The organism is Dysgonomonas sp. HDW5B (genome assembly GCF_011299335.1).
In the GTDB taxonomy this organism is placed as follows: Bacteria; Bacteroidota; Bacteroidia; order Bacteroidales; family Dysgonomonadaceae; genus Dysgonomonas_A.
On sequence record NZ_CP049858.1, the window covers coordinates 1,780,051 to 1,793,596 of the forward strand.

The 13,546-nt window shown below is 34.2% G+C and carries 9 protein-coding genes; 7 read left to right on the forward strand and 2 right to left on the reverse strand.

All coding sequences use genetic code 11. The annotated features are described in order from the left end of the window. Positions 1-33 precede the first annotated feature (33 nt). Together G7051_RS07270 and G7051_RS07275 are read right to left on the reverse strand one after the other, a co-directional pair. Positions 34-2,319: a BamA/TamA family outer membrane protein gene (locus tag G7051_RS07270; protein WP_166199232.1), complete on the reverse strand. Its 2,286-nt coding sequence runs from the start codon at positions 2,317-2,319 to the stop codon at positions 34-36. Between the two features lie 421 nt (positions 2,320-2,740). Next, positions 2,741-5,095: a two-component regulator propeller domain-containing protein gene (locus tag G7051_RS07275; RefSeq protein ID WP_166199233.1), complete on the reverse strand. Its 2,355-nt coding sequence runs from the start codon at positions 5,093-5,095 to the stop codon at positions 2,741-2,743. Between the two features lie 196 nt (positions 5,096-5,291). Here G7051_RS07275 and G7051_RS07280 point away from each other — a divergent pair, with 196 nt between their 5' ends. The 7 genes from G7051_RS07280 to rfbB are packed head-to-tail and all read left to right on the forward strand — an operon-like array spanning position 5,292 to position 13,533. Beyond that, positions 5,292-6,611 (forward strand): UDP-glucose/GDP-mannose dehydrogenase family protein, encoded by a 1,320-nt coding sequence (locus G7051_RS07280; protein ID WP_166199234.1) that lies wholly within the window; start codon positions 5,292-5,294, stop codon positions 6,609-6,611. Between the two features lie 45 nt (positions 6,612-6,656). After that, a complete protein-coding gene (locus tag G7051_RS07285; RefSeq protein WP_166199235.1) occupies positions 6,657-9,068 on the forward strand; it encodes an SLBB domain-containing protein in 2,412 nt (803 codons plus the stop codon). Between the two features lies 1 nt (position 9,069). Further along, the gene (locus tag G7051_RS07290; RefSeq protein WP_166199236.1) at positions 9,070-10,137 is read left to right on the forward strand and encodes a Wzz/FepE/Etk N-terminal domain-containing protein; all 1,068 of its coding nucleotides are present in this window, start codon (positions 9,070-9,072) and stop codon (positions 10,135-10,137) included. Positions 10,138-10,141: 4 nt separating this feature from the next. Next, positions 10,142-11,014, forward strand: coding sequence for a glucose-1-phosphate thymidylyltransferase RfbA (rfbA, locus tag G7051_RS07295; RefSeq protein WP_166199237.1), 873 nt, complete (start codon positions 10,142-10,144; stop codon positions 11,012-11,014). 10 nt (positions 11,015-11,024) lie between these two features. After that, positions 11,025-11,594, forward strand: a complete 570-nt coding sequence (gene rfbC / locus G7051_RS07300) for a dTDP-4-dehydrorhamnose 3,5-epimerase (RefSeq protein ID WP_166199238.1) — start codon at positions 11,025-11,027, stop codon at positions 11,592-11,594. Between the two features lie 3 nt (positions 11,595-11,597). Continuing rightward, positions 11,598-12,464: a dTDP-4-dehydrorhamnose reductase gene (rfbD, locus tag G7051_RS07305; protein WP_166199239.1), complete on the forward strand. Its 867-nt coding sequence runs from the start codon at positions 11,598-11,600 to the stop codon at positions 12,462-12,464. Positions 12,465-12,468: 4 nt separating this feature from the next. Next, on the forward strand, positions 12,469-13,533 hold the full coding sequence (gene rfbB / locus G7051_RS07310) for a dTDP-glucose 4,6-dehydratase (RefSeq protein WP_166199240.1): 1,065 nt from the start codon (positions 12,469-12,471) through the stop codon (positions 13,531-13,533). The last annotated feature ends 13 nt before the right edge of the window (positions 13,534-13,546 follow it).

The following is a 13,546-nucleotide window of genomic DNA, read 5'->3' on the forward strand; positions in this document are numbered from 1 at the left end:
ATATTTTTTAATAATTTATATTGAAATAATTTTTTAGAATGGATACCCGATGGCAAAGTGCCAGGCTGTTCTGTTGAGAGCCGGTTTGAAAATAACCCAACGGTCATTCATCTCACGTCCAGGGTCATAGGCTCTGATACCGTAGTCTAAACGGATAAGTAAAAATCCCAGATCGAAACGGATACCTGCCCCGTATGATAAAGCTATTTCTTTATAAAATTTGTTGAATCTGAATTGCCCGTCGGGCTGAGACTCCTTGTAGTTCTTTATAGTCCAGATATTACCAGCATCAAGAAAACCCGCTAGTTCGATATATTCGGAAACTTTGGTTCTGTATTCGATGTTCATATCCAGTTTTATATCACCCACCTGATTCACAAAGTCGTTCACTCCGGAAGTATCGGCAACATACGAACCGGGACCCAAGGCACGTGGAGCCCATCCTCTTACACTATTTGCTCCCCCTGAAAAATAACGGGTTTCGAATGGTAAAACATTTGAATTTCCAAAAGGATTTGCCACTCCTAATCCGATATGATATGCTAGTTTATTTTTGGAATTTAAGGTATGCGTTTGTGCAAAACTTATGTCTCCTTTAATATATTCAGCATAAGCAATACCTAATATTTGTTTAGCTCCTGAGATGCTATCGCGCGACGCATTATGGAAAGATGTTGCCAAACGAGGCAAAAGACCGCTGACGTCTATTCCGGCCCTTATACTGAATATATTTCGCGGTGTTCTGCGACCGGTTCTGCTGTTGGCATTAGTATAAGTAATATTATAGGTAGTACGTGAAATCAGTTGGTTTTTGTAACTTTCTTTCAGCATAGGGTTATTCGTATTGTTTAGGCGCTCTGTGAAGTCTGGAGAAGCCCACGGCATACGGATGTAGTTTATATCCCAGAGATTGAATGTATGAGCAAACTTATTTTGCTTTGATGTCCATCTGTAGGTTAACGTTGCATTAAAAAACTGCCTTGTATATTCTTGTCGATGTTGATTATTTACACCTAACGATACTTGGGTACTGGCCGAAGGCAGATCTCTCCATTTAGGTTTTAACCACGGAAACAGAAACTGAGGAAACGCTAGTGACGCATCAAAACCAAATTCGTAAAAGTTTTGGTTGACCATGTCAGGATTACTCGAATTTGAGATAAACTCATAAGCTCCTCTTAGTTTTAATTTTAGGATTTCTGCCCCATTGAATAAGTTTTGATGCTGGTAACTTATACTTGGTGCAATACCCAAATCTCCCGCAGAGTTTGTTCCTTGTATTTCTGTCTGAAAGAAGTGTGTATTTCCCGGTGAAATAGTTACTAATGCATCAATATATTGTACGCTGTCATTTGGGTTGCTTACCTCATTAAATTGGATGCTTGTTTGTTTAACAACCCCGATACCATTAAAAGCTCCTGTTGTGCGAGTAAACGCCATATCGGAATACATTTTGCCTGGACGGATAGAGTTATTTCTATATAGAGTTGATTTTCTCAGGAACTTATTTTTTCCATAAATAATCTTTATTCCTTTATAATTGACAGTATCAACTTCTGCGAATAATTTTTCGTTGCCTTTGGCCATCGGGTCAAATCCGCTTAAAATACTAACATTTCTTATTTTAAACTTTTTGAATGTAGTGCTATCTCTAGGGGGATAAAGTGATAAGAATAAATCGACCTTATGAGCGTTGAGAGTTGTATCGGCTTTATAATATAAAAGCTCTTTCGAAAACTTATAATATCCGATATTCCTTAAGTAGGAGGTCAGATGATCTCTTGAATCGTCTAAATCAATTTGATTAAAAGCTATTCCCGGTTTTATACTCGTATATTTTTTGGCAGGAGCAAGGCTTCGGGCAATAGTGCTGTTATCAATAGTGTAATCGTAATTACGAATTGTATAGACTCCTTTATTCTGAATGTTATAAGTGACCGATACTTTTTTGTCTTTTACCTTGAGAATCGTATCTACTTCTGCTCTCAAATAGCCCATATTACTAAGTTCTCTGGCTACTTGGGTTGCCGAGTTCTTGGTTTGTTGCGGATTGTATAATATGGGAGCCTGTCCTGCTTTTTGAATGATGCGGTTAAGCCATTTGCTGGTGTCTTGTCCTGCTATATTGTAAATCATTAACCTGATTTTATTATTCGGTTGCTGGCGAATATAGCTCTCGAAGTAGCTTGCATCAATCTCTTTTGTATCTGCTTTTATATCATATGTTTTTAGTAAATAACTACCATCGGGTATATGCTTTGTAGAATTACAAGACCATAAACATACAATAGCTAAAATGAAATATATGATTTTATTCATTCGTTTTCGAATTAAGGTTCCTGACCTATTTATTGTTTTTTTAAGTCGCATAGAAAATTGTCAGAATTCAAAAAAGTTGATAATTTATCTTTGATTCTTATTAATTGAAAATAAGAGTTGGGATCTAGATCTTTTGATTAGTATACGTGTAACTCTGGTTTATTTCCTGGAAATACTATAATAAATATTTTCTTTTACTTATTATTTACAAAAGTAATAAATTGAACTATTTTATCTAACAAAGATTCTTTTATCTCTCTATAACGGCTAAAGGAATCTCTATGTTTTGGCGAAATGAAATTTTAAGGTTTCACAGACTATACTATTTCTGCAAGTGTTATCTCTTACAATGTGTTATGATATATCGCAAAATCAATTTTTAATTTTTAGAGAATAATAGCCTGATCTATTTGAAAATTACTTAGTTTACAACCATTATTTTAGTAACAACACCTTCGGACCCATCTTCTGAAGATCCGAATACCAGATAGATACCGCTGTCAACACGCCTACCTCTCGCGTTTTGCATATTCCATGAATATTGTCCCCCCAAAGACCTTCCTTCGTTTATAAGGTTACCTTTGAGGTCAGTTATTTTTACTCTTGAGTTTGTTTGTAACCCGGTAACAGTAACAGATCCTTCGTAATTAGGACGTACAGGGTTTGGATAAGCATATACATTGGAAAAGTTTTCCGAACCTTCTGTGGCAACCCCTCCATATGACATAAGTCCTCTTTCTGTGCCTATATATACAGTCCCATTATGAGAATCAATAGCCAAAGATATTACATTGTTGGAAGGTAGAGGGCTATTGTCTAAAGTGAAATGTTCTAGTGTTTCCTGATTGTCAGCACTTATTAAATACACACCGGATGTTTGTGTCGCAATCCATTTACGGTTTGCACCATCTATTGCTATTGCATTTATCACCACACCTTCAAGTAGTCCTGTTACAGCATTCGATCCTGATTCTTTTTCTATCTTTATTTTATTGAAGACAACATTTTTTGAAAATATATTACTAGAGCTGTATACTACGAATGGACCAATATCGGTTCCTACCCAGAAATTTCCGTTAACATCTTCTGTTATTGCATATATTGCCGATATGGTGAGCCTTTTTCCGTCTTGATCTACAAAAGGGGTATTGCTGGTTTTGCTGATATATATGGTTTTGTCATCAGATGTATTGCCTATTGTTCCATTGTCATTAAAAATGAATAAATAAGCATCATCGCCAATACTAGTGACCCATTTGTTTGAATATCTGTCTATCACAATGTTTTTTGGGTTTGTAGAAGCCTTTGCAATTTCCGGATAATATAATTGAGTCCATTCACCACTTTTAAGGCGTACCTTTATTATATTTTCGACCATAGAATTGAGTAACCATAAGTTGTTGCTTTTGTCGAAAACCATTCCGCTTACACGCCTATAGTTGAATAACGGAATTGGCTCGATAGTACTATTAGACTCATCATATCTGTTTTGAAACTTAGTTCCTTCAAATTCATACAAGCCTTCTCCCCAGCTACTTGCAAATATATGATTCTGGTTAGTGGGTTCGCTTATGGCATATACAATATCCTGCGAAATAAATCCACTTGGTCCACTTATATCACCGGGATATATGTTGGTCCATTTCGAATCTTTATAAATCGATATACTTGCCGGTTTACCCATTCGGTCGAGGTAAAAACCTCCTCCTGTTACAAGTAGTTGGCGATTTTGAAGAGTTAACGAAAAAGGATAATTCGAGACAGGTCCTGATGGTACTATCCATCTTTTTATATATTCGTAACTGTTTCCATTGATTTTTATTAATGAAAGGTTATTCCCTGATGATGAAGCCCAATATTCACCCGATTTATTGGCATTGGGTATAATACTTGTTATTTCGTCGATATTAATTTTCGTACTTTTATTTATATCCTCAAAGTCCCAAAAAACGTTAGTTCCCAATACAATTAAATGATCATTGTTGGTATATTCCATCGAATTTATTCCATTCCCATTTAATACACTTTTTACGGATGTAGAATTCTCCATTCTGAAAATACCTTTTTGTGGAACAAAAAAATGGAGCTGGTTTTTGAAAGCTACAATATCTCGAATCTCACTATCTGTAAATGTGCTATCCTTTTCTGTATGATCAGTATAGTGTATGCTTACCTCCAGAGTACTCCAAGAGTTAAAGTCTTGTACATTATCAGTGAGATTAATATATAAAATTCCATCTTTGGTGGCTGCGTATAACTTATTTTCATAAGCAAGTATAGAGTAAAAGGGAACATTAAAAACTCCTGATTCTTTGACTTCTTTCTTCGAGAGATTAATTGTCAGAAACCCAAAGTTGGTAGCTATATATGCATAGTCATCATAAAGGGATACTTTATTGATTGTCTTGTCAATATTTTGTGTTGTATTTTTTAAATCGGGGATATTTACATAAGATTTATCATCATAGAGTAATTCAATATTGGCATCAGAGCGTGTTATAACCAAACACTTGTGCTTACTGCTATAGATAATATGTTTTATATCTGTATTTCCTCCATCGATTTTTATGTATGGTTCAATGCTTTCATCTGAATTGTTATAGCTGAAAAGTTTTCCATCAGTAAGGGAATAGATGATATTTCCATTTTGCTCGATGCTTTGGATGTCATTTAAATATGATATCTGAGATGCCCATCTATTTGCTTCTTGTGCTGTAGCAGGAATAAAAAACAAACACAAAATAATAAAAAGGGAGTAAATCCGTTTATTAACCATGACCTTGTATAATATTAAAGGTTATTGATTTAAAATATAAATAATTGACAAAGATAAAATAATACTTTAGTAGTAGATGTCGGAGTTCCCATATTCGTTTAAATATCAACCTTGATATCTGTTTATTAAACTTTGTTTTCTATTTATTATATTATACTTTTGTTAGCCTTTAAATAAAGAAGGCTTAGGTAATTTTATGAAAATAGCAATTGTTGGAACCGGATATGTCGGACTTGTTACTGGTACTTGTTTTTCAGAAATGGGTATGAATGTACATTGTGTTGACATTGATTCTGTTAAGATAGAAAATCTGAAAAAAGGTATTATTCCTATCTATGAACCCGGTTTAGATGATATGGTTGTTAGAAATTATCAGGCAGGGCGATTACAGTTTTCAACAAAATTAAGTGATATTCTTAATGATGTCGATATTGTTTTCAGTGCAGTAGGTACACCTTCTGATCAAGATGGAAGTGCAGATTTACAGTATGTTCTGGAGGTTGCCAAGACAATTGGGCAACACCTGACTAAGTATATACTCGTTGTTACAAAAAGTACTGTTCCTGTTGGAACAGCAAATCTTGTTAAACGAGCAATTCAAGAAGAATTAGATAAAAGAGGCCTGTCGGATTTGATATTTGATGTGGCTTCTAATCCTGAATTTTTAAAAGAAGGTACTGCAATAACTGACTTTATGCATCCCGACCGGGTTGTTGTTGGTGTTGAATCGGATAGAGCTAAAGAAGTAATGGATCGCTTGTATAAACCTTTTACTATAAATAATTATAGGATGATTTATACAGATATTCCATCTGCAGAGATGATTAAATATGCAGCAAATGCCATGCTAGCAACACGTATTAGTTTTATGAATGATATTGCTAATCTGTGTGAAATTGTAGGTGCTGATGTCAATATGGTTAGAGCAGGCATTGGTTCCGATAATCGGATAGGTAAGAAATTCTTGTATTCCGGTTGTGGTTATGGCGGGAGTTGTTTTCCGAAAGATGTAAAAGCTTTAGTGAAAACAGCTGAAGACAATGGCTATAAGATGCAAGTATTAAAGGCTGTTGATGCAGTAAATGAATATCAAAAAACAGTATTATTCAAAAAATTGAATAATTATTATAAAGGCAATTTAAAAGGAAAGACTATAGCTCTTTGGGGATTATCTTTTAAACCTAAGACTGATGACTTACGAGAAGCCCCATCTTTGATATTGATAAAGATGTTATTGGAAGCAGGAGCTACAGTTCGTGCATATGATCCGATAGCTATAGATGAGGCTAAAAAGACTATTGGAACTAAAATAGAATATGCTAGTGATATATACGATGCTACATTAGATGCTGACGCTATTCTTTTAGTTACGGAATGGAATGAATTTAGATTGCCCTCTTGGTCGGCAATCAAAAAATTGGTGAAAACCCCCTTAGTTATAGATGGGCGAAATATCTATAATGGAAAAGAATTACGCGATATGGGGTTTGAGTATATAAGTATTGGATCAAAATAAAAACAATTATAATCATATAAGCTATTAAAAGTGTACATGAACCATATGAAGAAAATTATCTTTTGTTTGTTTCTTTTTTTACTCTCTAGCAATATAATGTTTGCTCAAATGTCAGATGAGCAAATTGTTAACTATGTAAAGCAGGAGGCCGATAAAGGGACCTCTCAGCAAGTTATTGCTACTAATTTGATGAAACAAGGGGTTACAAAAACACAACTTGAAAGAATTAAGCAGCAGCAAGAACAAAAACAGACCTCAGGAGTTAGCAGTACAAAAAGCAGTGCAGAATTAAGTCGTGACAGAAGAGCTAGTGTTGATGATGAATTGAATTCAGGAGATCTGGATCAGGTTAATAGTAATATAAGTCCTGTTGCAATAGAAGATTCTGATACAATTGTTGTTTTTGGAAGAAATATTTTTAATGCTAAAAACTTAACCTTTAATCCCAATATTAATATTCCTACTCCAATTGATTATCGACTTGGTCCCGGAGATGAAGTTGTTATTGATATTTGGGGTGCTTCACAAACTTCTGTTAGACAGGTGATTTCTGCAGAAGGAAGTATTACAGTTGATCGGTTGGGACCACTCTTTCTGAATGGAATGAGTGTGAAAGAAGCAAATGACTATGTTAAAAGAAAATTTGGAGATATATATTCGGGCTTAGATAATGGAGGCGGTTCTACTCAGATAAATTTAACTCTGGGACAAATTAGAACTATACAGATAAATGTGATGGGTGAAGTAGTTACTCCGGGGACTTATGCTTTATCCTCTTTATCTTCGGTTTTTCATGCCCTATATAGAGCAGGAGGGGTAAATAAAATAGGATCCTTGCGTGCTATTAAACTTTATAGAAATGGAAAACTTCTAAGGACACTGGATGTGTATAAGTATATATTAGAAGGTAAAATGAATGATGATATACGAATGACAGATGGGGATGTCATAATTGTACCTCCTTATATCTCACTTGTTAATATCTCTGGAAAAGTGAAACGACCTATGTTTTATGAAATGGCTTCAAAAGAATCTCTTAAAGATATTATTTCTTATGCGGGAGGTTTTACAGGAGACGCTTATGAAAAGAGCATTAGGGTTGTTCGAGAAACTGGTAATGAAAGTAAAATATTTACATTAGGCGAGGATGAATTTTCAGGTTTTATCCTAAGAGATAAAGATGCTATAACTATTGCTGCTGGACTTGACCTTTATGAAAATAGAGTTGAAATAAAAGGTGCTATATATAGGAGCGGTTATTATGAAATTGGTAAAAACATAACTACTGTTAAACAATTAATTGCAGCAGCAGATGGTATTCGTGGAGATGCTTTTCTAAACAGAGCTCTTTTAACCCGAGAAAGAGATGATTATACATTAGAAACAATACCTGTTGATATTCGTGAATTATTATATGGTAATGGAAACGATATTGTTTTAAGAAAGAATGATATTCTTTATGTACCGTCTATAAATGACCTGAAAGAACTTGGTGATTTTATGGTTCATGGTGAAGTAGCACGTCCGGGAACTTACAAATATTCGGATAATACAACTTTAGAAGATTTAATTATACAAGCAGGAGGATTACTTGAATCGGCTTCGATTGTTCGGGTTGATATTGCTCGCCGAATTATTGACCCTCATAGTCAAACTGTAAATAGAACATTAGCTGAAAATTACACATTTAGTTTAAAAGATGGGTATATTGTTGCCGGAGATCCTGGTTTTGTTTTAAAACCTTATGACGAAGTCTATGTAAGACGTAGTCCCGGGTATCATGAACAGCAAAACGTTTTTATAAACGGAGAATTATTATTTCCCGGTGCATATGCTTTAAATCGAAAAACAGAAAGAATTTCAGATATTGTTAAGAGAGCGGGTAATTTAACTCCTGATGCATATGCAAAAGGTGCAAGACTTCTCAGAATGCGCTCGGATGAGGAGAAATTTAGGTCTCAAGCTGCGTTAAAAGTTGCGAATCAGGGAGGAAAGGACTCTATTTCAGTAAGAACATTAGACCTTTCTGATGCATATAGTGTGGGTATAGAGTTGGATAAGGCGTTGTTAAACCCAGGTTCAGATTATGATTTAGTTTTGAGACCTGGAGACCGTTTGATTGTTCCTGAATATGATAATACTGTTAAAATAAATGGTGCAGTAATGTATCCTAATACAGTTGTTTATAAGCAAAATGAAAGATTGGCTTATTACATTAATCAAGCTGGGGGATATTCTGATAATGCTAAGAAAAATAGATCATTTGTTATCTATATGAATGGAACGGTTAGCAAGGTTAAAGGAGGGGATAGAAATGCTATCCAACCAGGAAGTGAGATAATAATCCCGAGTAAAGAACAAGCTCGTAAATTGTCATTACCGGAAATTCTTAGTTTAAGTACAAGTGTGGTTTCTATGGCTAGTCTTATTGGTGTATTGATTAATACAATGAAATAATATGGAGAAAGGAATTAGTTCAGAGGAAGAGTTAGACTTAATAGACTTAGGGAAAAAGTTGTGGCTAAAGCGTAAATTTATTTTAAAAGTTTCTCTTGTTGGATTAGTTGTTGGTGTTGTGGTTGCATTTAGTATTCCTAAAGAATATACAACAACTGTAATTCTTGCTCCTGAAGCCAATGCTGGAAGTACTACTGGTAATGCCGGTGCTTTAGCAGCAATGGCTGGAATAAATTTATCAGGTAATGCTCCTGATGGTGATATAGCTCCGGAACTATATCCTTATATTATAGAATCTACGCCTTTTATTATGGGGCTTTTTAATGTGAGAGTTCAGGACTTGGACAATGAAGTGGATACGACTCTATACTTTTATATTAAGGATGAGCAAAGAAGTGCTTGGTGGTCTAAAATAATGAAATTGCCACGTGGCATAATTGGATTATTTTCAACTGAAAATAAAGCAGTCGCATCACAAAGTATAAATAATTTCTCTTTAACTAAAGAACAAACCGATGTTTTCAATAATCTAAAGGATAGAATCACCCTTACAGTTGATAAAAAAACAGGAATAATAACATTAACTTCTACGATGCAGGATCCTAATATTTCTGCGGGAATTGCTGATACATTGACATCTTATTTACAATCATATATAATAAGCTATCGGACTCAAAAAGCAAGGCAAGATTTAGCTTTTACTGAGACTTTATATGCCGAAGCAAAAAAAGATTATTCAGATGCCCAACAAAAATATGCTAGGTATCTCGATGAGAATCAAAATGTTATTTTAGCGAGTTATAGGGTTAACCAAGAACGACTACAAAATGAGATGACATTGACTTATGGTGTATATAATCAGGTGGCTCAACAGTTGCAGTTAGCAAAGGTTAAAGTTCAGGATATAACACCTGTATATACCACTATTCAACCAGCGATTATGCCTTTAATACCAGCAAAGCCAAATAAAAAATTAATTGTTATAGGGTTTATCTTCTTAACGATTATAGGTGCGTGTGGGTATGTTTTAATACGAAATTTTTTAAAAACAAACACTAATACTAACTAATAATATGAAAGGAATTGTTTTAGCAGGGGGATCTGGAACCCGATTATATCCAATAACTAAGGGGGTAAGTAAGCAGTTGCTGCCTGTGTATGACAAACCGATGATCTATTATCCAATATCAGTTTTAATGTTGGCTGGAATTAGAGAAATACTTATTATCTCTACACCTGAAGATCTTCCTAGTTTTAGAAGATTACTTGGAGATGGTAGTAATTTTGGTGTAAAATTTGAGTATTTAGAGCAACCTTCGCCCGATGGATTAGCACAAGCATTTATTATTGGAGAAGAATTTATAGGAGGTGATTCTGTTTGTTTAATACTTGGAGATAATATCTTTTATGGACATGGGCTAACTTATATGCTTAAGGATGCCGTAAAAGCAGCTGATGTAGAGAATAAAGCGACTGTTTTTGGTTACTGGGTTAGTGACCCCGAACGATATGGTGTAGCTGAGTTTGATCAGGAAGGAAATGCCATTAGTTTAGAAGAAAAACCGATTAATCCTAAGTCTAATTATGCTGTTGTAGGACTGTATTTTTATCCGAATAAAGTTGTAAATGTGTCAAAGAATATAAAGCCTTCTGCTCGTGGTGAACTTGAAATAACGACAGTTAATGAAGTCTTTTTAAAAGAATTTGAACTAAAAGTTCAATTGTTGGGACGAGGATTTGCTTGGTTAGATACAGGTACTCATGATTCGTTGAGTGAAGCTGGCGCATTTGTTGAAGTTCTAGAAAAAAGACAAGGCCTAAAAATTGCTTGTCTTGAGAGTATAGCTTTTGATCATCAATGGATCACCAAAGAAAAAGTAATAGAGTTGGCTCAGCCAATGATCAAGAATCAATATGGACAGTATTTATTAAAATCAATCGATTGACAATTAAGGTATGAATGTTATTAAAACCAATATAGAGGGTGTTGTTATAATAGAGCCTCGAGTGTTTGCAGATGAACGCGGCTATTTTTTCGAATCTTATTCTCAACATATTTTTGAAGAACGGGTATGTAATACAAGATTTATTCAAGACAATGAATCTAAATCAGTCTATGGTGTATTAAGAGGCTTACACTTTCAGAAACCACCTTTTGCTCAATCGAAGCTGGTTCGAGTTATAAAGGGCAAAGTATTGGATGTTGCTGTTGATATTCGTCAAGGTTCTCCGACTTTTGGTAAGTACGCTTCTGTTGAATTGACTGAAGATAATAAACGTCAGTTTTTTGTCCCAAGAGGATTTGCTCATGGTTTTGTTGTTCTTAGTGATGATGCTATTTTTCAATATAAATGTGATAATTATTACTCGCCTCAAAATGAAGGAGCATTAGCTTGGGATGATCCCGATTTAAATATTGATTGGAAACTTCCGATAGATAAAATTATTTTATCAGAAAAAGATAAGTTGAATTCCAAGCTACAAGAATTGGACTATTTATTTGATTATAATGAAAAGCAATATTAGAATATGAATATATTAGTTACCGGAGCTAATGGGCAGCTTGGGAATAAGATGAGAAACTTAGCTCCAAATAGTAGAACTGGGAAGTGTTTTTTTACTGATGTTGAAGAGTTGGATATTACTAATCTATATGCTATTCGAGATTTTATAAAAATAAATCAAATCGATATAATTGTTAATTGTGCAGCATATACTAATGTTGATAAAGCAGAAGATGATATCGTTACTGCTGATTTGATCAATAATAAAGCTGTAGAAAATTTAGCAATAGCAACTAAAGAGAGTAATGCAACACTAATTCATATATCTACAGATTATGTTTTCCAAGGTAATAAAAATTTACCCTACAAAGAATACGATCCAACAGAACCATTAGGTATTTATGGGAGAACTAAGTTAGCAGGAGAGGAAGCAATTCAAAAAGTAGAATGTAATTATTTAATATTTCGTACAGCATGGCTTTATTCTGAATATGGTAATAATTTCGTGAAAACGATGTTAAGGCTTACTTCTGAGAAAGATTCTTTAAAAGTCGTTTTTGATCAGGTGGGTACCCCAACTTATGCCGGGGATTTGGCTTCTGTTATATTTAATATAATAGAAAATGACCAATATAAGAATAAACAAAAGATATACCATTTTAGTAATGAAGGGGTTTGTTCATGGTATGATTTTGCAAAAGAGATCTCCTATATTGCAGGTACAGCATGTGATATTCAGCCATGCTATTCTGATGAGTTTCCGAGTAAAGTTAAACGCCCTACATTTTCTGTGTTGGATAAAACCGCGTTGAAAAAAGACTTTCAATATACTGTTCCGTATTGGAAAGATTCCTTAGTCAAATGCATTAATACTATTAATAAAAAAAACTAGAGAGATGGATTTTAAACGTAATATTTTAATCACTGGAGGAGCTGGATTTATAGGCTCTCATGTCGTCCGATTATTTGTAAATAAATATCCAGATTACCATATTATAAATTTAGATAAACTAACTTATGCAGGTAATCTAGCAACTTTAGTGGATATAGAAAACAAGCCAAATTATAGCTTTGTTAAAGCTGATATTTGCGATTTCGAGACCATACTTAATATCTATAGTAAATATAATATTGATGCAGTAATTCATTTGGCTGCGGAGAGTCATGTTGATCGTAGCATAAAGGATCCTTTTACGTTTGCTCAAACTAATGTAATGGGGACATTGGCTTTATTGCAGGCTGCGAAAGAAATGTGGAAAACACCATATACAAATAATAGATTCTATCATATATCAACCGATGAGGTTTATGGAACATTGGAGTTTGATGGAACTTTTTTTACTGAAGAAACTAGTTATGATCCTCATAGCCCTTATTCTGCTAGCAAAGCAAGTAGTGACCATTTTGTTCGGGCATTTTATGATACATACGGATTGCCGACTATTGTGACTAATTGTAGTAATAATTATGGCCCTTACCAATTTCCCGAAAAATTAATACCTCTTTTTATAAACAATATTAGACATTATAAACCGTTACCTGTATATGGTAAAGGCGAAAATGTGAGAGATTGGCTTTATGTTGAAGATCACGCTCGTGCTATTGATCTTATTTTCCATAAAGGTAAAATAGCAGATACCTATAATATTGGAGGATTCAATGAATGGACTAATATTGATTTAATCAAAGTAATTATAAAAACAGTGGATAGATTGTTAGGAAATCCAGAAGGAACATCAGACTCTTTGATTACTTATGTAACAGATCGTGCAGGACACGATTTGCGCTATGCTATAGATTCAAATAAACTGAAAAATGAATTAGGCTGGGAGCCTTCGTTACAATTTGAAGAAGGAATTGAAAAGACTGTAAAGTGGTATTTAGATAATCAAAGTTGGATGGATAATGTTACCTCTGGGGACTATCAAGAATATTATCAAAAAATGTATCAAGACAAATAATAAAGAAATATAT